This window comes from Streptomyces sp. NPDC001933 (assembly GCF_042890955.1).
Classification (GTDB): Bacteria; Actinomycetota; Actinomycetes; order Streptomycetales; family Streptomycetaceae; genus Streptomyces.
Genome location: NZ_JBIASS010000003.1, coordinates 522,926 through 548,352 on the forward strand (window position 1 = coordinate 522,926; position 25,427 = coordinate 548,352).

The 25,427-nt window shown below is 68.9% G+C and carries 19 protein-coding genes and 1 pseudogene; 10 read left to right on the forward strand and 10 right to left on the reverse strand.

Annotation, left to right across the window (positions count from 1 at the left end; translation table 11 throughout):
* Positions 1–186: 186 nt before the first annotated feature.
* The 4 genes from ACFYY7_RS10150 (at position 187) to ACFYY7_RS10165 (ending at position 4,250) form a co-directional block, all read left to right on the forward strand.
* A complete protein-coding gene (locus ACFYY7_RS10150; protein ID WP_388659348.1) occupies positions 187–1,167 on the forward strand; it encodes an ABC transporter permease in 981 nt (326 codons plus the stop codon).
* 56 nt (positions 1,168–1,223) lie between these two features.
* Positions 1,224–2,261 (forward strand): ABC transporter ATP-binding protein, encoded by a 1,038-nt coding sequence (locus ACFYY7_RS10155; protein WP_388659351.1) that lies wholly within the window; start codon positions 1,224–1,226, stop codon positions 2,259–2,261.
* 27 nt (positions 2,262–2,288) lie between these two features.
* The gene (locus tag ACFYY7_RS10160; protein WP_388659354.1) at positions 2,289–3,380 is read left to right on the forward strand and encodes an ABC transporter ATP-binding protein; all 1,092 of its coding nucleotides are present in this window, start codon (positions 2,289–2,291) and stop codon (positions 3,378–3,380) included.
* A 333-nt stretch (positions 3,381–3,713) separates the two neighbouring features.
* Positions 3,714–4,250, forward strand: coding sequence for a hypothetical protein (locus tag ACFYY7_RS10165; protein ID WP_388659357.1), 537 nt, complete (start codon positions 3,714–3,716; stop codon positions 4,248–4,250).
* 143 nt (positions 4,251–4,393) lie between these two features.
* Here ACFYY7_RS10165 and ACFYY7_RS10170 read toward each other — a convergent pair whose 3' ends face one another.
* The 9 genes and pseudogenes from ACFYY7_RS10170 to ACFYY7_RS10210 all read right to left on the reverse strand — a co-directional run bounded on the left by ACFYY7_RS10170 (position 4,394) and on the right by ACFYY7_RS10210 (position 16,611).
* A complete protein-coding gene (locus ACFYY7_RS10170) occupies positions 4,394–5,545 on the reverse strand; it encodes an ABC transporter ATP-binding protein (protein ID WP_388659360.1) in 1,152 nt (383 codons plus the stop codon).
* Positions 5,538–6,596, reverse strand: coding sequence for an ABC transporter ATP-binding protein (locus tag ACFYY7_RS10175; protein ID WP_266729918.1), 1,059 nt, complete (start codon positions 6,594–6,596; stop codon positions 5,538–5,540). The genes ACFYY7_RS10170 and ACFYY7_RS10175 overlap by 8 nt, the downstream gene beginning before the upstream one ends.
* Before the next feature lie 14 nt (positions 6,597–6,610).
* Entirely contained in the window at positions 6,611–7,564 is a 954-nt protein-coding gene (locus ACFYY7_RS10180) for an ABC transporter permease (protein WP_388659363.1), read from the reverse strand.
* Positions 7,557–8,483 carry an ABC transporter permease gene (locus ACFYY7_RS10185; RefSeq protein WP_388659365.1) on the reverse strand — a complete coding sequence of 309 codons (927 nt, stop codon included), beginning with the start codon at positions 8,481–8,483 and terminating at the stop codon, positions 7,557–7,559. Before ACFYY7_RS10185 ends, ACFYY7_RS10180 begins: the two co-directional genes overlap by 8 nt.
* Before the next feature lie 152 nt (positions 8,484–8,635).
* A complete protein-coding gene (locus ACFYY7_RS10190) occupies positions 8,636–10,279 on the reverse strand; it encodes an ABC transporter substrate-binding protein (RefSeq protein ID WP_388659368.1) in 1,644 nt (547 codons plus the stop codon).
* A 517-nt stretch (positions 10,280–10,796) separates the two neighbouring features.
* A complete protein-coding gene (typA, locus tag ACFYY7_RS10195) occupies positions 10,797–12,668 on the reverse strand; it encodes a translational GTPase TypA (RefSeq protein WP_388659371.1) in 1,872 nt (623 codons plus the stop codon).
* A gap of 537 nt (positions 12,669–13,205) precedes the next feature.
* The gene (locus ACFYY7_RS10200; protein ID WP_388659374.1) at positions 13,206–15,602 is read right to left on the reverse strand and encodes an ABC transporter family substrate-binding protein; all 2,397 of its coding nucleotides are present in this window, start codon (positions 15,600–15,602) and stop codon (positions 13,206–13,208) included.
* 271 nt (positions 15,603–15,873) lie between these two features.
* Positions 15,874–16,126, reverse strand: a pseudogene (locus ACFYY7_RS10205) (isochorismatase family protein); the annotation flags it as partial.
* Positions 16,127–16,131: 5 nt separating this feature from the next.
* On the reverse strand, positions 16,132–16,611 hold the full coding sequence (locus ACFYY7_RS10210; protein ID WP_388659377.1) for a MarR family winged helix-turn-helix transcriptional regulator: 480 nt from the start codon (positions 16,609–16,611) through the stop codon (positions 16,132–16,134).
* Between the two features lie 171 nt (positions 16,612–16,782).
* On the opposite strand from ACFYY7_RS10210, the gene ACFYY7_RS10215 reads away from it, so the two are divergent.
* Positions 16,783–17,838: a LacI family DNA-binding transcriptional regulator gene (locus ACFYY7_RS10215; RefSeq protein WP_388659380.1), complete on the forward strand. Its 1,056-nt coding sequence runs from the start codon at positions 16,783–16,785 to the stop codon at positions 17,836–17,838.
* 36 nt (positions 17,839–17,874) lie between these two features.
* On the opposite strand, the gene ACFYY7_RS10220 is transcribed toward ACFYY7_RS10215, so the two are convergent.
* Positions 17,875–18,870: an acetylxylan esterase gene (locus ACFYY7_RS10220; RefSeq protein ID WP_388659383.1), complete on the reverse strand. Its 996-nt coding sequence runs from the start codon at positions 18,868–18,870 to the stop codon at positions 17,875–17,877.
* Positions 18,871–19,135: 265 nt separating this feature from the next.
* On the opposite strand from ACFYY7_RS10220, the gene ACFYY7_RS10225 reads away from it, so the two are divergent.
* From ACFYY7_RS10225 to ACFYY7_RS10245, 5 genes are all read left to right on the forward strand, one after another.
* A complete protein-coding gene (locus ACFYY7_RS10225; protein WP_388659386.1) occupies positions 19,136–20,383 on the forward strand; it encodes a sugar ABC transporter substrate-binding protein in 1,248 nt (415 codons plus the stop codon).
* A 25-nt stretch (positions 20,384–20,408) separates the two neighbouring features.
* Positions 20,409–21,398, forward strand: a complete 990-nt coding sequence (locus ACFYY7_RS10230) for a carbohydrate ABC transporter permease (RefSeq protein ID WP_388659389.1) — start codon at positions 20,409–20,411, stop codon at positions 21,396–21,398.
* Positions 21,395–22,303, forward strand: coding sequence for a carbohydrate ABC transporter permease (locus ACFYY7_RS10235; protein ID WP_388659392.1), 909 nt, complete (start codon positions 21,395–21,397; stop codon positions 22,301–22,303). The genes ACFYY7_RS10230 and ACFYY7_RS10235 overlap by 4 nt, the downstream gene beginning before the upstream one ends.
* Positions 22,304–22,394: 91 nt before the next feature.
* Positions 22,395–23,597 (forward strand): glycoside hydrolase family 1 protein, encoded by a 1,203-nt coding sequence (locus ACFYY7_RS10240; protein WP_376318760.1) that lies wholly within the window; start codon positions 22,395–22,397, stop codon positions 23,595–23,597.
* A gap of 308 nt (positions 23,598–23,905) precedes the next feature.
* Positions 23,906–25,381 carry a glucoamylase family protein gene (locus ACFYY7_RS10245; RefSeq protein ID WP_388659395.1) on the forward strand — a complete coding sequence of 492 codons (1,476 nt, stop codon included), beginning with the start codon at positions 23,906–23,908 and terminating at the stop codon, positions 25,379–25,381.
* Positions 25,382–25,427 lie beyond the last annotated feature (46 nt).

Consider the following 25,427-nt stretch of genomic DNA (forward strand, 5'->3'; position numbering starts at 1 on the left):
TGGTGGTCGGGGGGGGGGGGGGTGCCCAGGGGGCCCCCAACCCCCCCCCCCCCCCCCCGCCCCCCCCGGGGGGGGGCCCCCGGGGGGGGGGGGGGCCCCCCCCCCCCCCCCCCCGCCCCCGGTCCCGGTCATTCACCCGCTCACTGCCCCTCGGCGACGGCGCCCCACCCGGAAAGTCACGACTTCATGCTTCGATTTCTTCTCCGCCGTGTGACCGGCGCTCTCGTCATTCTGTTGATCATCAGCGCCATCACCTTCTACCTCTTCTACGCGATACCCCGTGACCCCGCCCGCCTGGCCTGCGGCAAGGTCTGCACGCCCGAGCTGATCACGCAGATCAAGCAGAACCTGGGTATCGCCGACCCGATGCCCGTCCAGTACTGGAACTGGCTGTCCGGCATCTTCGTCGGGCGCGACTACGGCAACTACGGCCACTGCCCGGCGCCCTGCCTCGGCTACTCCTTCACCAACCGCCAGCCGGTGTTCGGCACGATCATGGACCGGCTGCCGCTGACCCTCTCGCTCGCGCTCGGCGCGGCCTTCTTCTTCGTCGTCTTCGGTGTCGGCACGGGCATGCTCGCCGCGGTCAAGCAGGGCAAGGCGCTCGACAAGATCGCCAGCTCCGTCTCGCTGCTCGGCTCCTCGCTGCAGATCTACTTCGTCGGCTACATCGCGATGTTCCTCCTGGTGCAGCAGATGGGCCTGCTCGAACAGCCCTCGTACACACCGTTCACCGAGAACCCCGGCAAGTGGGCCGGCGGCCTGCTGCTGCCCTGGCTGGTGCTGTCGATCATCTTCACCGCCAACTACACCCGTATGACCCGCTCCCAGCTGGTGGAACAGCTCAGTGAGGACTACGTCCGCACCGCGCGTGCCAAGGGGCTGTCCCGCCGCTCGGTCTTCTTCCGCTTCGCCTGGCGCGGGGCCATGGGACCGATCGTCACGATCTTCGGCATCGACCTGGGCACCCTGATCGGCGGCGCCATCATCACCGAGGTGACCTTCAGCCTCCAGGGCCTCGGCCGGCTCTCCCTCCACTCCGTCGACACCAGCGACCTGCCCATGCTGCTCGGCGTCACCATCGTCGCGGCGGGCGCGATCGTCTTCGCCAATATCGTCGTGGACGCCGTGTACGGCCTCATCGACCCACGGATCCGGCTCGCCTGACCCCACCCCCGTTCCGGCCCACCTCTTCTCCCGCAACATCCTCCTGGAGCGTCCCCGTGACGAGCACCGATCAGCAGCCACTCCTCTCCGTCAGGGATCTGCACGTCCACTTCTCGACCGAGGACGGCGTCGTCAAGGCCGTCGACGGCCTCTCCTTCGACGTGGAGAAGGGCAAGACCCTGGGCATCGTCGGTGAATCCGGCTCCGGGAAGTCCGTCACCAACCTGACGATCCTGGGCCTGCACAACCCCGACCACACCGAGATCGACGGCGAGATCCTGCTCGACGGACAGGATCTGCTCGCCGCCTCGGAGCGGCAGCTGGAACGGCTGCGCGGCAACAAGATGGCCATGATCTTCCAGGACGCCCTGGCCTCGCTCTCGCCGTACCACACCGTCGGCAAGCAGATCGGCGAGGCGTACCGCAAGCACACCGGGGCCTCCAAGCGCGAAGCCAGGGCGCGGGCCGTGGAGATGCTCACCAAGGTGGGCATCCCGCAGCCCGACATGCGGGTGGACGACTACCCGCACCAGTTCTCCGGCGGCATGCGCCAGCGCGCCATGATCGCCATGGCGCTGGTCTGCGACCCGGAACTGCTGATCGCGGACGAGCCGACCACCGCGCTGGACGTCACCGTGCAGGCCCAGATCATGGACCTGCTGAAGGACCTCCAGCAGGAGACCGGCACCTCGATCGTCTTCATCACCCACGACCTCGGTGTCATCGCCGACATCGCGGACGACGTGCTGGTGATGTACGGCGGGCGCTGCGTGGAGCGCGGCACGAAGAAGGAGGTGCTGCGGGCGCCCCAGCACCCGTACACCTGGGGCCTGCTGGGTTCCATGCCGAGCCTCCAAGGACCGGTCGACGTACCGCTGTCGCCGATCCCCGGCTCCCCGCCGAGCCTCCTCAACCCGCCGACCGGCTGCCGTTTCCACCCCCGGTGCACGTTCACCGAGCAGGTCGGCGGCAAGCGCTGCGCGACCGACCAGCCGCCGCTGGAGCTCACCGCCGGGCGCGGCGCCGCCTGCCACCTCACCGCGGAGCAGCGTGCTGAGTTCTTCGCGGACTTCGCCGGCACCCGGCCCAACTGACGTACGAGAGACGGGACTTTCCCACCAATGAGTAGCAAGAATCCTCTCCTGGACGTCTCCGGACTCACCAAGCACTTCCCGATCAAGGGCGGTTTCCCGATCCGGCGGACGGTGGGTGCGGTCCAGGCCGTCGACGGGCTGGACTTCAGCGTCGCCGAGGGCGAGAGCCTGGGCCTGGTCGGCGAGTCCGGCTGCGGCAAGTCGACCACGGGCCGGCTGATCACCCGGCTGCTTGAGCCGACGGCCGGCCGGATCTCCTACCGCGGGCAGGACATCACCCATGCCTCGCGCAAGCAGCTGGCCCCGGTCCGCTCCGAGATCCAGATGATCTTCCAGGACCCGTACGCCTCGCTGAACCCGCGGCAGACCGTCGGCAAGATCATCACCGCGCCGATGGAGATCAACGGCATCGACCCGGCGGGCGGCCGCGAGGCGCGCGCCCGGGAGCTGCTGGAGATCGTCGGGCTCAACCCGGAGCACTACAACCGCTTCCCGCACGAGTTCTCCGGCGGTCAGCGCCAGCGCATCGGGGTGGCCCGCGCGCTCGCCCTGGAGCCGAAGCTGATCGTGGCCGACGAGCCGGTCTCGGCGCTGGACGTGTCGATCCAGGCCCAGGTGGTGAACCTGCTGCAGGAGCTGCAGAAGGAACTCGGCATCGCGTTCCTGTTCATCGCCCACGACCTGGCCATCGTGCGCCACTTCTCGCAGCGCGTGGCGGTCATGTACCTCGGCCGGATCGTGGAGATCGCCGACCGCGCGGACCTGTACGGCAACCCGCGCCACCCGTACACCAGGGCGCTGCTCTCGGCCGTGCCCGAGGCGACCGCCGACGACGCCCCGTCCCGCGAGCGCATCCTGCTCACCGGCGACGTGCCCTCCCCGGTCAACCCGCCGTCGGGCTGCCGCTTCCGCACGCGCTGCTGGAAGGCGACGGACAAGTGCGCGAGCGAGGCCCCGCCGCTGGTGCGGGTGGAGGGCAGTCGGGAAGGCCATCTGACGGCCTGCCACTACCCCGAGGACACCCAGACCCTCTCGGTCGTCCCGAAGGCCCGTGGCGCCGCGTCCGGGCCGAAGCTCACCAAGGACAAGGCCACCGAAGACCCGAAGGCCGGGGGCTGACACCCCGCCCCGGCCCCGGGGCGCCTCGCCGACAGGGATCCGACCGGTCCCCGGACGCGGGGCTCCCGGCCCCACGGAGCCGAGCACGTGAGCCCATCGACCCGAGCCACCTGCGAGCCCGGTTCCCGGGTACCCGGGAAAGGGCGCCCGGAACCGATCGGTGCCGGGCGCCTTCGTGCTCCCACCGCCGGGCGGGAATCACGCGAACGCGCGGAATCCGCACTTCCTCATAAAGAACCTCAATAGTCCCTCAAGTCACTTATCCCGCACAGAAGTTGACCCATAACGTATGACGCGTACCGCACAACAAGGCCCCAAATCAGGAGGACCTGCGTGAAGCGTGTCATCAGCACCGTCGTCACCGGCGCTCTGCTCGGCGCCGGCGTCGTGGCCGGAACGGCGGCACCCGCCTCGGCGGGCACGAAGTGCGACGACACCCCGATCTACTCCATCGGGGACAAGAAGACCGTCTGGCGCGCCACCCAGGTGCACAGCGACTGGGCGAAGCCCGGCGTGACCATCAGCTACGCCAAGAACAAGACGGGGTCCTGGACCGCCACCGGCACGGCGACCGTCGGCGCCGAGGCGGGTGTCATCTTCGCGAAGGCGTCCACCTCGTTCAGCGTCGCCATCGGCAAGACCTGGTCCAAGTCGGACACCTGGACCTACTCGGCGAAGGTCGAGAAGAAGAAGGGCAAGACCCGCGGCCGCCTGATGATGTACCACGAGGCCAAGGGCTTCAGCGTCACGAAGTCCCACCTGGAGCCGAAGCCCGGCGGTGGCTGCAAGAAGGTCAGGAACTGGAAGAAGCCCAACAACGTCGCCCCGGTCAAGAAGAGCAGCAACCTGTGGGGCATCCAGTACAAGTAGTCGGGGCCGTCGGGCACGTACCGTCATGAACAGCGGAGGATGACGGTGCGCCTGCCGGGCACGACGCGAAAGCGCCCGGAACCGGCGGGTTCCGGGCGCTTTCGCGTCATTTCGGCCGTGCTGCGAAGCAGCTTCGGGCCGTACTACGAAGCCGCGCCGACGATGTCCTTCTCCTCGGCGAAGTGGCAGGCCGACTCGTGTGCCGCGGGGCTGTCCGAGCCCTTGAAGCGCTCGGGAACGGCCAGCAGGGGCAGCTCCGTGGAGCACTTGTCCTGGGCCTTCCAGCACCGGGTACGGAAGCGGCAGCCCGACGGCGGGTTCGCCGGCGACGGGACGTCACCGGTGAGGATGATCCGCTCGCCGCGCTCACGGGCCTCGGGGTCCGGGACCGGGACCGCCGACAGCAGCGCCTGGGTGTAGGGGTGCGTCGGGTGGTCGTAGATCTCGGTGTCCGTGCCGATCTCGGCCATCTTGCCGAGGTACATCACGCCGACCCGGTCGGAGATGTGCCGGACGATCGACAGGTCGTGCGCGATGAAGACATAGGACAGGTTGAACTCGTCCTGGAGCTTCTCCATCAGGTTGATGACCTGTGCCTGCACCGACACGTCGAGCGCGGAGACCGGCTCGTCGCAGATGATGATCTCCGGGTTGAGCGCGAGGCCGCGGGCGATGCCGATGCGCTGGCGCTGGCCGCCGGAGAACTGGTGCGGGTAGCGGTTGATGTACTCCGGGTTGAGGCCGACGACGTCCAGCAGCTCCTGGACCTTGGCCCGCCGGCTGCCCTTCGGGGCCACCTCGGGGTGGATGTCGAAGGGCTCGCCGATGATGTCGCCGACCGTCATGCGCGGGTTCAGCGAGGTGTACGGGTCCTGGAACACCATCTGGATGTTCCGGCGCACGGCCTTCAGCGCGCGGCCGGACAGCCGGGTGATGTCCTGGCCCTTGTAGAAGACCTCGCCGGACGTGGCCGTCTCCAGCGCCATCAGCAGCCGGGCGACCGTGGACTTGCCACAGCCCGACTCGCCGACGATGCCGAGCGTCTCGCCCTGGTAGAGGTCGAAGGAGACCCCGTCCACGGCCTTGACCGCGCCGACCTGGCGCTTGAACAGGATGCCCTGGCTCAGCGGGAAGTGCTTGACCAGATTGCGCACCTGGAGGATCGGCTCACCGCGCTCCACCGGGGCTTCGATGGCCGCGACCGCCGCCGACTCGTCGACGGCGTCGACCGCCTTGACCTCGGTGACGTTCGGGGTGGCGTCCATGGAACCGTCCGTCTTGTCGAGCTCAGCCATGGATCGTCTCCTTCCAGAAGTGGCAGGCGCTGCCGCGTCCGGGCAGTTCGCTGCCGTCCTGCTCGGAGACCGGCACCAGGGCCGGGATCTCCGTGCGGCAGATGTCCTCCGCCTTGGGGCAGCGGGGGTTGAAGGCGCAGCCGGACGGGATCTTGAGCAGGTTGGGCGGCAGGCCCTTGATCGCGTAGAGCTCCTGGCCCTTCTGGTCGAGCCGCGGGATCGAGTCGAGCAGGCCGCGGGTGTACGGGTGCGCGGGCCGCTTGTACAGCTCGTGCACCGGTGCCGTCTCGACGATCCGGCCCGCGTACATGACCGCGATCTTGTCCGCGACGTCGGCGACCACGCCGAGGTCGTGGGTGATCAGGATCAGGCCCATGTTGAACTCCGTCTGGAGCTCCTTGAGCAGGTCCATGACCTGGGCCTGGACCGTCACGTCGAGCGCGGTGGTCGGCTCGTCCGCGATGATCAGGTCCGGCTCCAGCGCCAGTGCCATGGCGATCATGATGCGCTGGCGCATACCGCCGGAGAACTGGTGCGGGTAGTCGTTGACGCGCTGCTTGGCGGCGGGGATCTTGACCCGCTCCATCAGCTCGATGGCCTTGAGCTTGGCCTGCTTCTTGGAGAGTCCCTGGTGGACCCGGAACATCTCGCCGAGCTGGTAGCCGACCGAGAGCACGGGGTTGAGCGAGGAGAGCGCGTCCTGGAAGATCATCGCGATCTTCTGGCCACGGATCTTCCGCCGCTCCTCGTAGCTCATGGTGAGCATGTCCTGGCCGCGGTACAGGATCTGGCCCTGCGGGATCTTGCCGGGCGGCATGTCGAGAATGCCCATGATCGCCTGAGCGGTCACGGACTTGCCGGAACCGGACTCACCGAGCACGGCCAGGGTCTCGCCCGAGTCGACGCTGTAGTTCACACCGTTGACGGCCTTGGCGACACCGTCACGCGTGTGGAACTCCACGTGCAGGTCGCGCACTTCGAGGAGTCGGGCGTCGTCCGGCCCGCCGGAGCGGGGCGCCGGGATGTCTGCTGTCTTGTCCATGATGGTCACGTCGTACGCCCTCCTCAGCGCAGCTTCGGGTCGAGGGCGTCGCGGACCGCGTCGCCGAGCATGATGAACGCGAAGACCGTGAGGCTGAGCATTCCTGCCGGGAACAGCAGCGCATGCGGGTTGTCGCGGATGGCCTGGCTGCCCTCCGCGATGTCGATGCCCCACGAGATCGTCGGGTCCGCGAGCCCGAGCCCGAGGAACGAGAGCGTCGCCTCGGCCGAGATGTACCCGCCGAGCGCGATGGTGGCCACGACGATCGTCGGGGCGAGCGCGTTGGGAAGGACGTGCCGGAAGAGGATCCGCGTGGTGCCGGCGCCGAGTGCGCGCGCCGCCGTCACGTAGTCCGCCTGCTTCGCGGTGATCACCGAGGCACGCATGACACGGCAGATCGAGGTCCAGCCCAGGAAGGCCAGGGCCAGGATCACCACGTACACCTTGCGGTCGGTGAAGGCGTTCAGGACGACCATCGCACCGAGCAGGAACGGGATGCCGAAGAAGATGTCGGTGACGCGGGAGATGATCGAGTCGAGCCAGCCGCCGAAGTAACCGGCGAGCATGCCCAGCAGGCCGCCGACCACGGTGACCGCGGCGGTGACGCCGACGCCGACCATGATCGAGGCGCGGGTGCCGTAGATGACACGCGCGTAGATCGAGCGTCCCTGACCGTCGTAACCGAACCAGTCGGGCTGGAAGAAGTGCCCCAGCTCCGGCTTGGTCAGGAAGTGGTTGGTCAGGTCGCCGTCACGCGGGTCCGCACCGGTGAACAGCCCGGGGAACGCTGCGATGATCAGCAGGAGCAGCAGGAGGATCGAGGAGATCCAGAACATCGGGCGGTGGCGCAGGTCGAACCAGGCGTCGCCCCAGAGGCTGCGCGGCTTGTCCTGGGTCTTGCCCTTGCCGTCCGCGGCCGCGGGAGCGGCAGCCGCGTCCACCGCCGCTTCGGTCTTGGTCTCGGTGACGTCAGGCATACCGGATCCTCGGGTCCAGGACCGCGTACAGCAGGTCGACGAGCAGGTTGATCACAAGGATGACGAGGACGAAGACCGTGACAACGCCGACGATCGTCGAACCCTCGCGCTGCTGCAGCGCCTTGAAGAGCAGGTTTCCGACACCCTGGACGTTGAAGATGCCCTCGGTCACGACCGCGCCGCCGATGAAGCCGCCGACGTCCGTGCCGAGGAAGGTGACGACCGGGATCAGCGAGTTGCGCAGCAGGTGGACACCGACGATGCGACGTCGCGGCAGGCCCTTGGCCATGGCGGTACGCATGTAGTCGGCGCGCAGGTTCTCCGCGAAGGTGGTGCGGGTCAGCCGTGCCACGTACGCCATGGAGAGCATGGCGAGCACGAAGCCCGGCAGGAACAACTGCGCGTAGTCCGTGGAGTCCTGGACGTTCGGTGCCACCCAGCCGAGCTGGTCCGCGAGGACGAAGCGGGCGAGGAAGCCGAGCACGAACACCGGGATCGAGATGACGATCAGGGTGAAGATCAGCACGCCGGTGTCGGCGGCCTTGCCGGCCCGCAGACCCGCCCAGGCGCCGAGCCCGATGCCGACGACGATCTCGATGAGCATCGCCACGGCGGTCAGCCGCAGCGTCACCGGGAACGACTCGGACATCTCGTCGATGACTTCGCGACCACCGAAGGTCTTGCCGAAGTCGCCCTGGAAGAGATTGCCCATGTAGTCGACGTACTGCTTCCACAGGGGCTGGTCGAGTCCGAACTCATGGCGCAGCGACGCGACCTGTGCGGGGTCTGCCGCCTTGTCTCCCCACATCGCCCGGATTGGGTCACCGGGAAGGATGTGGACCATGAGGAAAATAATCAGAGTGGTCCCGATGAATACCGGGATCATCTGGAGCAGTCGCCTTGCGACGTAACGCCCCATCATGCCTCCATGCCGTGAGGGGTCGGCGATGGCCTACTCAGAGTGGTCTCCGCCGCGGGGGTGTGGGGGGGAGAGCCCCGGGGCCTACGCCTACGGGCCGGTTCCGCCGCCCCAGAAGAGGGACGGCGAAACCGGCCTTCGGATCCCGATGGTTACTTCTTGGCCTTCACCTGGACGTCGGTGAAGATCGGGTCACCGTCCTGGCCGTAAGGAATCTTGCCGAAGACGTTGACCGACTGGCCCGAGTTGTTCTTGTAGAACCACAGCGGGATGGCCGGCATGTCGTTCTTCAGGAGCTGCTCGGCGTCCTGGTACATCTTGACGGTCTCGTCGAGCGTCTTCGCCTTGTCGGCCTTCGCCGCGAGCTCGTCGAACTCCTTGTTGGAGTAGCCCGAGGTGTTACCGGCGGCGGTGGTGCCGTACAGGTCGCGCATGAAGTTCGAGTTGACCGGGTAGTCGAGCACCCAGCCACCGCGGTACATGGACTTGACCTGCTTGTTGTCGCGGGCGTTCAGGTCCGCCTGGAAGTCCGGCTTGGAGTCACCGACGCACTCGACGTCGACGGCCTTGCGGATGCTGTTGCAGACCGCGTCGACCCACGGCTTGTGGGACTGGTCGGCGTTGAACTGGATCGAGATCTTGTTGCCCGGGACGCCGCCACCCTCCTTGATGAGCTTCTTCGCCTGGGCCGGGTCGTACTTCGTGACGTCACCGAGGGCGCCGGCCTTGTAGCCGAGCACACCGCGGGCGACGAACGAGTCGGCCGGGGTACGGGTGCCGTGCAGCACGGTCTTGGTGATCGTGTCACGGTCGATGGCCATGGACAGACCCTGGATGACCTTGGGGTTGATGTCCTTGAACTGCTTGGTGTAGAACGCCGGGACGATCGACTGCACCGCGGAGTACTCGGCGTCGATGGCGCGGTCGCCGAGGTCCTGCTTGTAGCTGGTCAGCGAGGTGACCGGGATGGCCTCGATCCAGTCGAGGTTGTTCGACCGCAGGTCCGAGTAGGCGGCGTCGGCGGTGGTGTAGTTCTTGAAGTCGATGCCACCGTTCTTGGCCTTGTTCGGGCCCTGGTAGTCGTCGAACTTCCGGACCTTGATCAGCTTCTTGTGGTCCCACGAGACGAACTTGTAGGGGCCGTTGCCGATCGGCTTCTGGCCGGCGGCGACCGGGTCCTTGAAGAAGGACTCGGGCAGCGGCGCCCAGACGTCGTAGCCGAGCTTGTACGCGAAGTACGAGACCGAGCCGGTCAGGCTGATCGTGAAGGTGTTCTCGTCGACGATCTTCAGACCGGACATCTTGTCGGCCTTCGGAGCACCCTTCGCGGGGTGGACGTCCTCGTAGCCCTTGATGTCCTGGAACCAGCTGGAGTTGGTCTGGTTGTTCTTGACGTTGGCCGACCAGTTCCAGGAGTCCACGTAGGACTTGGAGGTGACCGTGGTGCCGTCGTGGAACTTCCAGCCCGGCTTGAGCTTGACGGTCCACACGGACGAGTCCGCGTTGGGCGTCACGGACTCGGCGTTGATGTACTCGAGCTTGCCGGTGCCGGGCTCGTAGTCGACCAGGCCGGAGAAGATCGTGCGCAGGACACGGCTGCCCTGGCTCTCCTTGGCGTTCGCCGGCTGGAGCGGGTTCTGCGGCTCGCTCAGCTGGGCGGTCAGGATCCCGTTCGGGTCCGCCTTGCCCGAGCTCATGTTGTCGTCGCTACCGCTGTCGCTACCACCACAGGCGGTCGCGGCCAGGGCGATGATGGCCGCTCCCGCGACCCACTTGGCGCTCTTGGCACCACGCATGGGTTTCCTCCTCATGAGTCCACTTTTGACTACAAGAAGGGCACTGGAGTTGATACACCGACACCCCTGACGGTGATCGTTTCAGTGCCCCTAGTGTGCTCGTGAGTCGGCACTCCCCACAGTGCGTGACCCATTGACCCGAGCTCAATGGAGCCAACTATTAAGTACGTCCGGGCTGTAAACCACACTTAAGGGGTCTCGTTTTGACAACATCAAGGAATCGCGAATGACCGAAATCCGGACAAAGGGATCCCAGACAGACACGCTCGAAACGGACCGTTAACGCAGCTTTCGGAGAGCGACGATCGATATGCGGACGGATGGCCGAAGAAAACCACTGGACAACGGCGTGATGGGCCTACCCGGAAGTACCTTTCCGATTCCGGTTGGTTGCTGATGCACACGGATACGCCCGGGAGCCCTGTCGGGCCATCGCACAACGAGGCCCGGCCCCCCGTCAACTGACGGAAGGCCGGGCCCCGTTGTGCCTGCCGGCGCGCCCGGCGCCGGTGTCGGATCAGCGCTTGGCGCGCGACGCGGCGCGGCCGCGCTCCTTCTGGTCGAGGACGACCTTGCGGATACGGACCGTCTCCGGGGTCACCTCGATGCACTCGTCCTCGCGGCAGAACTCCAGGGACTGCTCCAGCGAGAGCTTGCGGGCCGGCACCACGTTCTCCGTGGTGTCGGCGGAAGCCGCACGCATGTTGGTGAGCTTCTTCTCCTTGGTGATGTTCACGTCCATGTCGTCGGCGCGCGAGTTCTCGCCGACGATCATGCCCTCGTAGACCTCGGTGCCGGCCTCGGTGAAGATGACGCCGCGCTCCTGGAGGTTGACCATGGCGAACGGCGTCACGGAGCCCGCGCGGTCGGCGACCAGCGAGCCGTTGTGACGGGTGCGCAGCTCGCCGAACCACGGCTCGTGGCCCTCGAAGATGGAGTGCGCGATGCCCGTGCCGCGGGTCTGCGTCAGGAACTCCGTACGGAAGCCGATGAGGCCGCGGGACGGAACGATCCACTCCATGCGGACCCAGCCCGAACCGTGGTTCGTCATCGTCTCCATGCGGCCCTTGCGGGTCGCCATCAGCTGGGTGATCGCGCCGAGGTGCTCCTCGGGGGAGTCGATCGTCATGCGCTCGATCGGCTCGTGGGTCTTGCCGTCGACCTGCTTGGTGACGACCTCCGGCTTGCCGACCGTGAGCTCGAAGCCCTCACGGCGCATCTGCTCGACGAGGATGGCCAGCGCGAGCTCACCGCGGCCCTGGACCTCCCAGGCGTCGGGGCGCTCGGTGTCCAGGACGCGGAGCGAGACGTTACCGATCAGCTCGCGGTCCAGGCGGTCCTTCACCTGGCGGGCGGTGACCTTGTGGCCCTTGCCGCCCTTGCCGACCAGCGGCGAGGTGTTGGTGCCGATGGTCATCGAGATGGCCGGCTCGTCGACCGTGATCAGCGGCAGCGCGATCGGGTTCTCGGGGTCGGCCAGGGTCTCGCCGATCATGATGTCCGGGATGCCGGCGATGGCGCAGATGTCACCGGGGCCCGCCACCTCGGCCGCCTTGCGGGTGAGCGCCTCGGTCATCAGGAGCTCGGTGATGCGGACGTTGGACATCGTGCCGTCGCGCTTGATCCAGGTGACGGTCTGGCCCTTGCGCAGCTCGCCCTGCTCGACGCGGCAGAGCGCGATACGGCCGAGGAAGTTGTCGGCGTCCAGGTTGGTGACGTGGGCCTGGAGGGGGGCGTCCTCGTCGTACTCCGGGGCCGGGACGTGCGCCAGGATCGTGGAGAAGAACGGCTCCAGGTTGTCGCTGTCCGCCGGGACGGTGCCGTCCTCCGGCTTGGTCAGCGAGGCGACGCCGTCACGGGCGCAGGCGTAGACGATCGGGAACTCGATCTGGTCCTCGTCCGCGTCCAGGTCCAGGAAGAGGTCGTACGTCTCGTCGACGACCTCGGCGATCCGGGAGTCCGGGCGGTCGGTCTTGTTGATGCAGAGGATGACCGGCATCTTCGCGGAGAGCGCCTTGCGCAGCACGAAGCGGGTCTGCGGGAGCGGGCCCTCGGAGGCGTCGACCAGCAGCACCACCGCGTCCACCATCGACAGACCACGCTCGACCTCGCCACCGAAGTCGGCGTGGCCGGGGGTGTCGATGATGTTGATCGTGATCGGGTCCCCGCCGTCCTTGGGGTGATACTTCACCGCCGTGTTCTTGGCGAGGATCGTGATGCCCTTCTCACGCTCCAGGTCGTTCGAGTCCATCATGCGTTCGTCGAGGTTCTCGGCGGCGTGCGCGGCGAAGGCGCCGGCCTGCCTGAGCATGGCGTCGACCAGCGTGGTCTTGCCGTGGTCGACGTGGGCGACGATGGCTACGTTACGGATGTCGTGGCGCGTGGGCATGGGTGGCTTGCGCTTCTCTCGGATCGTGGGATCAGGCGTCTAAGTCGGTCTCAAGTCCTCGTACGCCCGCCGGGCGGACACGCCACGGCTCGTCCAATGGTACGGGGCTGGCGCCGCCGCGGCTTCCCGGGCGAGTTTTACCGGCCCCGGGACGGGCCCGCGCCCGGTCCGCCGGGCAGGTGTGAACGGCGGACGCACCGAGTGGGAACGCGTATGTCCACGAGGGCGAAAGCCCGCGTCCGCCTCGCGTTCGCGCCCGCGCGGCCGGTTCTTCCGGAGGATTTCACCGGGTGTCATGACCACGGCCCTGCGGGCGGAGACGGCGGAGGCGGACGCGGGACTTGCGCGGCTTCGGAGGTGGGGCTCCGAAGCGGAATCTCCGAGAGGCCGGAGTAGGGGCTCCGGGGTGGGGGGTCTCAGAGGTGGGGGGATCGAGCGGCCACCCGGGTCAACGGGTAGCGACGACCTTGCCCGCAGGGCAAGCCCGCGGGCAAGGGATTTGAGCCAGTTCTGAGCTTAGGGTCCTCTTCTGACCTGCTACTTCTTCTTGTTCGCCGGGGCTCCGGCGGCCTGCGGCTTCTTGAAACCGATGTCCTGGTAGCGGGGCGCCCCGAAGCCGAAGGCGCCGACGTTCGCCAGCTTCCTGTCCGTCGCCACCAGCTGCGGACGCTGATAGAGCGGAATCGATCCGGCGGCGGCCCAGATCCGGGCGTCGGCCTGCTTCATCAGGTCCTGGGCGGTGTCTTCGTCCAGCTCCGAGAGCGCCTGGTCGAAGAGCTGGTCGATGTGGTCGGTGCCGACACGGGTGTAGTTCTGCTCGACCAGCAGCGAGCCGTCGGTGGCGGGCACCGGCTTGGCGAAGATCGGGCGGTCGTCGGTGGCCGGGTAGGCGGTCGCGGGCCAGGAGTACAGGGCCAGGTCGTAGGCGCCGGAGGCGACGTGGTCCTTGAAGTAGCTCTCGTCGGGGACCTTGGTGATCTCCGTACGGATGCCGACCGCTTCGAGCATCGCCGAGATCTTGTCCCCGACACTGCGCAGCGGCTCCGACCCGGGACCGGACGGCAGGACGAAGCGCAGGGTCAGCGGCTTGCCGTCCTTGCCGAGCGAACCGCGGCGCTCGTCGGGCATCCGGGCGGGGGCCGCGGTGCCCGCGGGGGCGTACGCGCCGACGGCGCCGCCCGGCCGCTTGTCCTGGGCGGCGACCTTGGAGGGGACGTCCTCGGACGTGCCGGACCCGGAGAGGTGGCCGGCCTGGCGCAGCAGCGCGGAGCTGTGGAACGCGGCGGCGGGGGCGGGCGCGAGTACGTGGGTGGCGCCGCCCGCCGGTTCGCCGTCGCCGGGCTTGTTGTCGTCGCCGCCGATGTGGAGGCCGTCGTCGGCATCGGGCTCGCGCCTGCCTGCGCCGTCGCCCGCCTTGCCGTCCGCGGCGCCCGCCTTCGTCCCCTGCTTTTCCGCGTCCTTCTTCTCCGCGTCCTTCTTCCCGGCCTCCTTCTTCCCCGCCTCGCTGCCCGCCTTGGTGCCGTCCGACTTCTTGACCGCGCCCTCCTGCGTCCAGCCCGCGTCGGCCAGCAGCGCCTGTGCCTCCTCGGTGTCCTGGCCGCCGAGTGCGTCGCTGCTGTCCTTGTACGCGGGCTGCCCGGCCAGCGCCAGGTGGCTGCCGAGCGGCTGCGCGGGCAGGCCGAGCGGCCCCAGCACGGTGTCGACGAGCTCCTGACGGTTCAGCGCGCGGGCCACCGCCCGCCGCACCCGGTCGTCGGCGAGCGGTCCGGACTCGCCGTTCAGCGCGAGCTGGGTGTAGGCGGGCTCCAGCGACTTGCGCACCGCGTAGGCGCGCAGCCCGGCCTGCTCGGTGGCGTGCGCCGCGGCGGCGGCCCGGTTCTTCTCCCTGGCGGCCAAGGCGGCGGCCGCCGCCTTGGCGTCCGAGCCGTGCACGACGGCCCAGGAACGCAGGGCCGCGGCCGGGCCCTCCTGAGCGCCTGGGCCCTGCGCGACAGGCCCCTGTACACCGGGTCCCTGGGCGAGCGGCTTCCCGTCGGCGCCCTTGCCATCGGCCGCCTGCGCGATCCGGTGGGCGGCCGCCGCGTCGATGTCGGCCACGTCGACCTTGCCCGCGACCAGGGCCTCGGTCCGGTTCTGCGGGGCCACGGCCCGGAAGACCAGCGAGTCGAGCCTGGCCGGACTCCCCCACCAGCGCGGGTTGCGGACCAGCGTCACCTCGCCGGTCTTCTTGTCCACACCGCGCAGCCGGAACGGTCCCGCGGTGGCCTTGAGGGTGGTCCGGGCCCCGTCGTTGAAGGCGTCCGGGGAGCCGGTCACGTCCTTCGGGTAGAGCGGGGAGAACAGCGAGCGCCAGTCCGCGTACGGCTTGGCGAAGGTGACCCGTACCTCCAGGTCGTCGGCGCCCCGCTCGATTTTCTCGATGCGTTCGTACCCGGCGTTGCGGGCGGTCCAGAACGCCGTGTCCTTGCCGCTCAGCGCCCGCCACTGGGCGACGAAGTCGGAGGCCCCGATCTCCCGGCCGTCGCTCCACACCGCCTGCTGGTTGAGCCGGTAGAGCACCACCTGCCTGGGCTCGGTCTCGACCACCTTCGCGGAGTCCAGATAGTCCGGGTTCAGCTGCGGCCTGCCCTTGGCGTCGAGCGGGAAGAGCGTCGGCAGCAGCGCGCCGGTGATCCGGGTGGTGGTGCTGTCGGCATCCGCCTGGAAGGCGTTGAGCGTGGTGGGCAGGGCGTCGACGGCCCAGTTGACCGTCCCGCCCTCGGCGACCAGGTTCCGGGCGGCGGCCGCGATGTCCTGGGGGGCCGTCGCACCGCTCGCGCCGCTGTCGCCGGAACTGCAGCCGGCCAGCACGGGGAGCGTCAGCACACCTGTCGTGAGGAGCGCGAGGGAGCGGCGCTTTCGGGCCGCCCCCCTCGGGACGCCGACGTGGGACATGGCTGATACCTCCGGGGCCGGCCCGACCCACCCGTCCGCGGGTGTGCCAGATTGTGCGTTTCTGGTGGCATATGCAGTTGATCACACTGATTACGTCCACCCACTGAAGGCGCCCTCGCGCGGGAGGCGGCGCAGACACGGCGCGAAGGCCCGAAATCTCACCCGTGCGGCGGAGCCCCCGGCCGCCGCTCCGCACGGGGGCCGGCCTGACCCCGGGAGACGAGAAACCGGCCGGCCCCCTGGAAATAGGGGGACCGGCCGGCCGCGGTGATCAGCCGAGCAGCTCGATGATCGCCTCCGTCGTGTCCGTCTCGCCCAGGCGCGGGAAGATCCTCCCGACGCTGTTGCGGTGGGCGTCGGCGTCCATGTCGGTGACCGCGTCCGTGGCGATCGTGACGTTGCAGCCGTGCTCGTGGGCCGCGCGGGCGGTGGATTCGACGCCGATGCCGGTCGCGATGCCGGTGAGGACGGCCTACGACCTGGGTGACGCCGGCCCGGCGAAGCCGGAGGTCGAGGTCGGCGCCGGCCGTCAGTGCCCGGTCAGCCGGTCGATCAGCTCGACGGCCTCGGCCACGGTGCGGCGCTCGGCGCCGTCGAGCTCGGCCGCCACGGCCCTGGCGAGCCAGTCGTGCTTGGCGGCCCGGGCCTCGGCGAGCGTCGCGGCCCCGGACTCCGTGAGCGACATCACCGACTTGCGGCCGTCCGCCGGATCGGGTGCCCGCTCGACGAGCCCCTGACTCTCCAGCGCGCCGAGAGTCAGCCGCATGGACTGCGGACGCACGTACTCCGCGCGGGCCAGCGCGGCCGTGGTGGCCGGCCCGTCGAGGTCCAGCCTGGCGAGCACCGAGCGCTGCGTCGGCGTGAGACGGCCCCCCGAGGACGTACTGCGCAGCCGCCGCAGCAACCGGCCGACCACGGCGGTGAGCTCTGTCGCCAGCTGCTCGGCGTCCGGTTCGGCGGACGGAGCGGCGCGACGCCCGGCAGGGGTGGTTCCAGTCGGTTCCGGCATGCCCTCAACCTAAAAAATGCGCAGGCAACCTTGCAAGGTTACCTGTCATTCTTCTGGACGGTCTTGCCCGCCGCGCAGCCCGCGATCTAGGGTGAATGCGCTTTCAGAAGAGGGTCGGTACATGCAACAGCAGGTGCTTCGGTACGGAACAAGAAGCGGACGGTCGGTCGAGTGAGCGCCCCCACGGTGTACGACGTCGCCGAGCGGTCGGGCGTCTCCATTGCCACGGTCTCGCGGGTCTACCGCACCCCCGATTCGGTACGCGCCCAGACCCGTGAGCGGGTCCTCGAAGCCGCCCGCCAGCTCGGTTACGTACCCAGCGGGAACGCCCGCGGCCTGGCCAGCCGGACCACCGGGGTGCTGGGCCTCTGCTTCCCCGACTACGCCGACCCGGACGCCGAGGCCGACGCGGAGGCGGACAGCGACGCCGACGACGCGGTGATGCTCTACTCCGACCAGATCATCCGCGGCATGGAGCGGGCGGCGCGGCGGCACGGTTACGCGCTGCTGATCGCCGCCTCGCTGGAGGGCGGGCCGGAGAGCCTCGTCGCGAAGGTCGCGGGACGGGTCGACGGTTTCGCCGTGCTGGCGCAGACCGTGCCGACCGAGGACCTCGAAGTGATATCGCGCCGGCTTCCGGTGGTGATGATCGCCGGCCCCCGCGAGATCGACCATCTCGACCACATCGTCGTCGCGAACGCCGACGGCGAGCGCGAACTGGCCCGCCACCTGATCGAGGACCACGGGCTGCGCAGGCTCGCCTTCGTCGGCGGCGAGGTCGGGTCGCCGGACGCCGAGGCGCGGTTCCTCGGTTTCCAGCAGGCGTGCCGCGACGCCGGGCTGCCGGTGCCGGACGCGCCCGATCTGCGGGCCGAGATGATGACGCAGGCCGAGGGCGCGCGGGCCGCGGAGGCGCTGCTGGACCGGGGCGGCGAACGGCCGCAGGGGGTGCTCTTCGCCAACGACCAGATGGCGGTGGGCGCGCTGCGGGCGCTGGAGCGGCGCGGGGTGCGGGTGCCCGAGGACATCGCGGTGACCGGCTTCGACGGGATTCCGCTGAGCCGGATCGTCCGGCCGTCGCTGACGACCGTACGCCAGCCGATCCGTCAACTCGGCGAGCAGGCGGTCGAGTTGCTGGTCCAGCGGCTGGGCGACAGCGGCAGCGAGCCGGTGTCGCTGATGCTCCCGGTGTCACTGATCCACCGCGCCAGCTGCGGCTGCGGCTGACGGGGACCGGCCCGCCCGGGCCGGCCCCCGTACCGGCTATCGGGCCCGGCCCAGCCGCTCCCCGAAGAACCGCTGCCGGGCCGCCCGGAGCTCCGCCACCTCGGCCGCCGTGCCCTCGTACTCGAAGTGCCCCGCGTCCAGCACATGCAGCTCGTGCTCGCCGGCCAGCGCGTTGTGCACGGCGAACTGCCCCGGCGGCGGCACCGAGGGGTCGAAGAGCGCCGCGGCCACCAGGGTGGGCATCTCCAGCCGCGTCGCGGCCGTGGCGGCGTCGAAGTACGGCAGCACCTCGGTGACCTCGGGGTGCTCACGGTGGTGGGCCCGCACCGACTCGCCGCTGCCGATGCACTGCAGGGTGAGCCGCAAGGGGTGGTTGCCGAAGGTCGGCACCGTCAGCTGCGCGGCCCCGAAGCGGTCGTCCCAGGGCAGCGCGAGTGCGCCCAGCCCGCCGCCGAAGCTCTCCCCGAGGTAGCCGAGGCCGGGGCCGCCCTCCTCCGGCGCCAGCTCCGGCACCAGTTCGTGCAGCGCCGACGCCGCGCACCACAGGTCCGCCACGCACTCGCCGATGACATACGTGTCGCGCGAGGCGACGCCGTGCAGCACGTGCGCGCTGGACACGCCCGGGATGCCCGGGTGCACGCCACGCGTCGCCATGCCCCGTACGCACGGCAGGATCGCCGCGGCCCGGGGCAGCGGCAGCGGCACGTCGGGGCCCGACTGGTCCCGGCCGCCGTAGCCGTGCCCGATGACGAATCCGTACTCCGCGGCCCCCTCGGCCGGCAGCGCCACCCAGCCGCCGATCCGCGCCCCGCCCACCGAGGTGAACGTCACACCGTGGATCCGCACCCCGTCCCGCTCCTCCTCCACCGGGCCGAGCTCCGGCTCCGTGCCGACCTTGCGGGCCTCCTGGTAGCGGTCGCGCCAGAAGGCGTCGAAATCGTCCGGAGCGGCGGGAGCGGGGACGCGCAGCAGGTCCTGGAGCGTGTAGCCGTATGCCGGATCGAAGGGGAAGTCATGTTCGAACGAAGCCATGAACACGACCGTAACGGGCCCGGCCCCGGCGGCACAGCCCTTGATCATCATCCGGGCAGCCAAGGGCTGCCCGTAGCGAAATCGGTCACACCACCCCCAATTTCGCAATTGGCATACTTACCGTGCAAGTTGAACATTCAGATGTCCAGCACGTTGCACGAGTGTGACCTAGCACCCTCTTGCGGATTCCGGAACGTCTGCCGCAGAGTGATGTATGCGCTTACAGGCAGCGCATACATCAGGATTGCTCAAGGAGGAGCCCTCCATGCCCCGCACCGCCAGAAACGCCTCGATCGGTATCGCTGTCGCCGGCGCGCTCACGTTCGGCCTGACCGCTTGCGGCAGCTCCGGCGACGACGTCGCCGCGGACAAGAAGCAGACGCTCACCGTCTGGGCCATGGGGGCCGAGGGCGAGAAGCTCGCGGATGTGGCCAAGGTCTACGAGAAGGCCAACCCGAACATCACCGTCAAAGTGACCCCGGTCGGCTGGGACGTCGCCCACCAGAAGCTGGTCTCCGCGGCCGCCGCCGGCACCCTGCCGGACGTGGCGCAGATGGGCGGCAGCTACATGGGCGAGTTCGCCGAGCTCGGTGTGCTGGAGCCGGTCGACACCAAGACCTTCGACGAGAAGGACTTCTTCCCGTCCGGCTGGAAGCAGGGCGAGGTGGACGGCCAGGCGTACGGCGTGCCGTGGTACGTCGACACCCGCGTCCTCTACTACCGCACCGACCTGGCCGAGAAGGCCGGCGTCACCAAGGCTCCGAGCAACTGGAAGGAGATGCAGGACCTCGCCTCGGCCTACCAGGAGAAGGCCGGGACCAAGTGGGGCCTGTCCATCCAGCCCAGCGGCCTGGACACGGTGCAGAACTTCTACTCCTTCCTGTACTCGGCCGGCGGCGAGATCGTCAACGACAAGGGCGAGGCCGTCATCGACAGCCCCGAGGCCGTCAAGGCGCTCAAGGAGTACGGCTCGTACTTCGACAAGGGGCTCTCCAACAAGTCCGTGCAGCCCGGCTACGACGTCGTGAAGGACTTCGGCAACGGTCGCGTCCCGATGTTCTTCGGCGGCCCCTGGCACGTCACCCTGCTGAACGAGGGCCAGCCGCAGATCAAGGGCAAGTGGGCGGTGGCCAACGTGCCCGCCGACAAGACCTCCGCCTCCATGGCCGGCGGCTCCTCCCTGGTGATCTCCAAGGACAGCGAGCACAAGGCCGCCGCCACCGAGTTCATCAAGTACCTGACGGACACCAAGGGCCAGGCCGACTGGTACAAGCGCACCAAGGACCTGCCGGCCAACACCTCCGCGTGGACCTCCGGCGACCTCGCCGACGACGCCGACCTCCAGGTGTTCAAGAAGCAGATGGACACCGCCAAGTCGTCCCCGTCGCTGTCCAACTGGACGGAGATCACCGACAAGGTCGACCAGGCCATCGCCAAGGTCACCCAGGGCAAGGCGTCCGCCGAGGACGCGCTCAAGACGGCCCAGTCCCAAATCGAAGGCCTTCTGAAGTAATCGAAGGCCGGACGAAGTAGGAGTCATGCGCACCATGACCGCAAAGGCCGCGGAGTCGGCCAAGGCGCAGGCCGGGCCGGGGGCCTCCAAGTCCCCGGCCACCGGGCCCGCGGGTCGCCGGGGCCGAGGCAAGTCGATGGGCGTGCAGAACCTGGCCGGCTGGCTGTTCTCCACCCCCTTCCTCATCCTCTTCCTCGTCTTCATGGCGTTCCCGATCCTCGCCACGCTGGCGATGAGCTTCACCGACTTCGGGCTGCGCAATGTCACGCACCCGCTGGACGCGAACTTCATCGGCTTCGAGAACTACGTCAACCTGTTCAGCGACGAGAAGTTCCTCAAGTCGCTGTTCAACACGGCGTACTTCGTGGTGGTCGGCGTCCCGCTGACGATCGGACTCGGACTGGTCGTCGCCGTACTGCTGAACAACGGCATCGACCGGGCGCGGACCTTCTTCCGCGTCGGCTTCTACGCCCCGGTGGTCACCACCATCGTCGCGGTCGCCGTGGTCTGGCGGTTCGTGCTCGACCCGAGCGACGGGCTCGTCGCGGGGCTCTTCTCCGAAGTGGGCCTCACCTCGCCCGACTTCCTGGGCTCCGAGACGCTCGCCATGCCGTCGATGATCGCGATGGCGGTCTGGCGCAACCTCGGCACGGTCATGGTGCTCTTCATCGCCGGTCTGCAGGCCATCCCCACCGAGGTGCGGGAGGCGGCGCGGCTGGACGGCGCCGGTGCCTGGCAGGAGTTCAGGGGCATCACCGTGCCGCTGCTGCGGCCCACGCTGCTCTACGCCACGGTGATCACGACCATCGGTTACCTCAACGTCTTCGAGGAGCCGTTCGTGATGACCCAGGGCGGTCCCTCGGACTCCACGCTCACCGTCTCGCTGAACATGTACCGCGAGGGCTTCAACTTCTTCCACATGGGCTATGCGAGCGCCATGGCGTATGTCCTCTTCGTGGTGATCATGGGCATCACGGTGCTCCAGCTCCGACTGCTGAAGGACAACACGAAATGAGCGCCACCAGTGCACCGGGCGCCGTCTCGACGGCGCCGTCCAAGCAGCCCGGCGACACACCGCCGTCCAGGGTGAAGAAGGCCCGCAACCCGAAGCGCGTCCTCATCTACGTCCTGCTGTCGGTCGGCCTGCTGATCATGTCGGCGCCGTTCCTGTGGATGGCCCTCTCGGCCTTCAAGACGCCGCAGGAACTGACGGCCAGCCCGCCCGTGTGGATCCCGACCGAGTGGACCCTGGAGAACTTCCGGGAGCTGCTCGACAAGCTGGATCTGCCGCTGTACTTCATGAACTCGGTGATCGTGGCGGTGCTGGTCACCGTCTCGAACCTGGTGTTCTGCTCGATGCTCGGGTACGCCCTGGCCAAGCTGAACTTCGCCGGCCGCAACAAGATCTTCGGTCTGGTTCTCGGCGCCCTGATGGTGCCCGGCAACCTGATGCTGCTGCCGCTGTTCGTGCTGATGAGCAAGTTGCATCTGATCGACTCGTACGCCGGTCTGGTGCTGCCGTTCGCCGCCGGGGCCTTCGGGGTCTTCCTGATGCGGCAGTTCATGCAGTCGATCCCGGACGAGCTGCTGGAAGCGGCCCGGATGGACGGCGCCGGTGAGTGGTACATCTTCTGGCGCATCGTGATGCCGCTGGTGAAGCCCGCACTGGCGACGCTCTCGATCTTCACGTTCCTGGGCTCCTGGAACAACTTCGTCTGGCCGCTCATCGCGACCAACGACCCCGACAAGTACACCCTGCCGGTCGCCCTGGCCACCTTCGCCACCGACCCCAACAAGGCGGGCGGCTCCAACGGCATGCTGATGGCCGGCTCCCTGCTGGTCGTCCTGCCCGTCTTGATCCTGTTCATCGCGCTCCAGCGGCACTTCACCCAGGGCATCGCCACCGCCGGCATGAAGTAGGGCCGGTCCCGGCAGCCCCACCGAAACGTACGAGGCCACGGCCCCACACTCCGTCGGCCACACCCCTTCATCACCAGAGAGACAGTTTGCGATGACGCACACCCAGGTCCCGTTCCCCGAAAACTTCCTGTGGGGCGCCTCCACGGCCGCCCACCAGATCGAGGGCAACAACACCAACAGCGACTGGTGGGTCAAGGAGCACGCCGCGGGCACCCACATCCAGGAGCCCAGCCTGGACGCCTGCGACAGCTACCACCGCTGGCACGAGGACATGGACGTGCTGGCCGGTCTGGGCTTCACCGACTACCGGTTCTCCATCGAGTGGGCGCGCATCGAGCCGGCCGAGGGCCGGTTCTCCCGGGCCGAACTCGCCCACTACCGCCGCATGGTCGAGGGCGCCATCGAGCGCGGCCTGCGCCCCATGATCACCCTGCACCACTTCACCGTGCCGCAGTGGTTCGAGGCGCGCGGCGGCTGGACCGCCGAGGGTGCGACCGAGCTCTTCGCGCGTTACGTCGCGGCCTGCGCGCCGGTGATCGCCGAGGGCGTCAGCCACGTCTGCACCATCAACGAGCCGAACATGATCGCCGTCATGGCCGGCCAGGCCAAGCGGGGCGACAACAGCTTTCCGCCGGCCGGGCTGCCGACCCCCGACGACGAGACCACCGAGGCCGTCATCGCCGCGCACCACGCGGCCGTCAAAGAGGTCCGGGCGATCAACCCGGACATCCAGGTCGGCTGGACCATCGCCAACCAGGTCTACCAGGCCCTGCCCGGCGCCGAGGAGGTCACCGCGGCCTACCGTCACCCCCGCGAGGACGTCTTCATCGAGGCCGCCCGCGGCGACGACTGGATCGGTGTGCAGTCCTACACCCGGACCAAGATCGGCACCGACGGCCCGATACCCACCGCCGAGGGCGTCGAGCGCACCCTCACGCAGTGGGAGTACTACCCCTCTGCCGTCGGCTACGCGCTGCGCCACACCGCCGAGGTCCTGGGCAACGGCATCCCGCTGATCGTCACCGAGAACGGCATCGCCACCGACGACGACAGCCGCCGCGTCGACTACTACACCGGCGCCCTGAACGAGGTCGCCTCCGCGATCCAGGACGGCCTGAACATCCAGGGCTACCTGGCCTGGAGCGCGCTCGACAACTACGAGTGGGGCTCCTACAAGCCCACCTTCGGCCTGATCGGCTGGGACCCGGAGACCTTCGAGCGGCTGCCCAAGCCGTCCGCCGTCTGGCTGGGCGAGATGGGCCGCACCCGCGCCCTGCCGCGCATCGCCGACTGACGTCGGCCACCCGAGCCGACCGGCCTCGGCTCTCCCGAGCCGACCGATGTCGGCTCCCCCCGACCGGGAGCCACCTGACGGCTCCCGCCCGTACGGGAACCGGCGGCACCTGACGGACGCCGGTTCCCGTACAGCAGGGCCTTTCGGGCCCTGTGCCCGCGTACGGCGCCGCTCGTGTCCTGCCCTGCTCACGAGCGGCGGCGCACGCCGGTGCCGTACGAGGCACGGCGCCCCGCGCCTGCAATCACGACCGACGAACGAAATCCGTCCACCGCCCACAGTCGGTGGCTCTTCTTCGAAGGATTCTGATGAATCGTCGTACGTTTCTCACCGCAGCGGGAACAGGGGCCGCCGCCCTGTCGCTGGGAACCGTGGCCGCGCCCCCGGCGGGCGCCGCCGACCGGCCCGTGCGCGGCTCGCACGCACCGCTGCTGCTGCGCTGGTTCCGCGACACGTACCGGTCGATCGAGGCCATGACGACCGACTTCGGTCTCGCCGTCGACAAGATCGATGTCAGCAAGCCCGGCGCCCCCGTCCAGTCGCGTCAGACCTCCCCCACCAACATCGGCTGCGGCCTCTGGTCGACGGTGGCCGCCGCCGGGCTCGGGGTGATCGACGACGACACGATGCGCCGACGGCTGGAGCACACCGTGCGGGCCGTCGAGAAGCTGGAGCGCCACCACGGCTTCTGGCTCAACTGGTACGACGCGCACGACGGTTCGGTCCTCACCGAGTGGCCCGGCACCGGTGACCCGGTCCGCCCGTTCCTCTCCTCCGTCGACAACGCCTGGCTGGTCACCGGACTGCGCATCGCCGCCGACGCCGCGCCCGCGCTGCGCCCCCGTATCGCCCGCATCCTGGCGACCGCCGACTGGTCGTACTACTACACGCCGTACGACCCGGCCGACCCGGTAGCCGGCCCCGGCCAGCTGCGCGGCGGGTTCTGGACCGACACCGAGGAGCCCACCGGACACCACTACGGCGCGCTCAACACCGAGCCCCGGATGGCAAGTTACCTGGGCATCGCGGACGGCTCGCTGCCCGCCGACCACTACTGGCACCTGCTGCGCACGATGCTGCCCGAGCACGGGCAGGAGCAGTACCCGCAGGGCAGTTACGTCGCCATGGACGGAGTACGGGTCTGGCAGGGGCACTACACACATCGCGGCCGGAAGATCGTGCCCACCTGGGGCGGGTCGATGTTCGAGGCACTGATGGTGCCGCTGTTCGTGCCGGAGGCGGAGTGGTCGCCGAGGTCCTGGGGCCTCAACCACCGCCGCTACGTCCGCAGCCAGATCGAGCACGGGACGGAGGAGGCGGGGTACGGGTACTGGGGCTTCTCCCCCGCCAACATCCCCGAGGGCGGCTACCAGGAGTACGGCGTCGACGCGATCGGCATGCAGATCGACGGCTACGCCTCCAACACCGACCGTACGTACACCAAGGACGGCGAACCGCTGCCGCCCGCCTCGGCGTTCACCAACGGTGTGGTCACCCCGCACGCCTCCTTCCTCGCGCTGCCGTACGCGCCGGACGAGGCGATCGCCAACCTGCGCGCACTCGACCGCGACTTCGGCGCGTACCACGCCGGGTACGGCTTCCGGGACTCCGTCAACGTCGGCACCGGCCGGGTCAGCGACTACCTCCTCGCGCTCGACCAAGGCATGATCGCCGCGGCGCTGGCCCAGGCGATCCGCCCCGGCCTGCTGCAACGGCCGTTCCGCACCGGCGGGTTCCAGTCCAAGGTGCGGCCGCTGCTCGCCAAGGAGCGGTTCTCCATCTGAGCCGTCCTGGCCGTCCTGGCCATCCGAAACGTGGCGGCGTACCGGT

Excerpts from the sequence above, each read along its gene's own strand:
- ACFYY7_RS10150 (WP_388659348.1), top strand. The coding sequence starts at position 187 with ATGCTTCGATTTCTTCTCCGCCGTGTGACCGGCGCTCTCGTCATTCTG.
- ACFYY7_RS10160 (WP_388659354.1), top strand. The coding sequence starts at position 2,289 with ATGAGTAGCAAGAATCCTCTCCTGGACGTCTCCGGACTCACCAAGCAC.
- ACFYY7_RS10170 (WP_388659360.1), bottom strand. The coding sequence starts at position 5,545 with ATGGCTGAGCTCGACAAGACGGACGGTTCCATGGACGCCACCCCGAAC.
- ACFYY7_RS10180 (WP_388659363.1), bottom strand. The coding sequence starts at position 7,564 with ATGCCTGACGTCACCGAGACCAAGACCGAAGCGGCGGTGGACGCGGCT.
- ACFYY7_RS10185 (WP_388659365.1), bottom strand. The coding sequence starts at position 8,483 with ATGGGGCGTTACGTCGCAAGGCGACTGCTCCAGATGATCCCGGTATTC.
- ACFYY7_RS10190 (WP_388659368.1), bottom strand. The coding sequence starts at position 10,279 with ATGCGTGGTGCCAAGAGCGCCAAGTGGGTCGCGGGAGCGGCCATCATC.
- typA (WP_388659371.1), bottom strand. The coding sequence starts at position 12,668 with ATGCCCACGCGCCACGACATCCGTAACGTAGCCATCGTCGCCCACGTC.
- ACFYY7_RS10200 (WP_388659374.1), bottom strand. The coding sequence starts at position 15,602 with ATGTCCCACGTCGGCGTCCCGAGGGGGGCGGCCCGAAAGCGCCGCTCC.
- ACFYY7_RS10210 (WP_388659377.1), bottom strand. The coding sequence starts at position 16,611 with ATGCCGGAACCGACTGGAACCACCCCTGCCGGGCGTCGCGCCGCTCCG.
- ACFYY7_RS10220 (WP_388659383.1), bottom strand. The coding sequence starts at position 18,870 with ATGGCTTCGTTCGAACATGACTTCCCCTTCGATCCGGCATACGGCTAC.
- ACFYY7_RS10225 (WP_388659386.1), top strand. The coding sequence starts at position 19,136 with ATGCCCCGCACCGCCAGAAACGCCTCGATCGGTATCGCTGTCGCCGGC.
- ACFYY7_RS10230 (WP_388659389.1), top strand. The coding sequence starts at position 20,409 with ATGCGCACCATGACCGCAAAGGCCGCGGAGTCGGCCAAGGCGCAGGCC.
- ACFYY7_RS10235 (WP_388659392.1), top strand. The coding sequence starts at position 21,395 with ATGAGCGCCACCAGTGCACCGGGCGCCGTCTCGACGGCGCCGTCCAAG.
- ACFYY7_RS10240 (WP_376318760.1), top strand. The coding sequence starts at position 22,395 with ATGACGCACACCCAGGTCCCGTTCCCCGAAAACTTCCTGTGGGGCGCC.
- ACFYY7_RS10245 (WP_388659395.1), top strand. The coding sequence starts at position 23,906 with ATGAATCGTCGTACGTTTCTCACCGCAGCGGGAACAGGGGCCGCCGCC.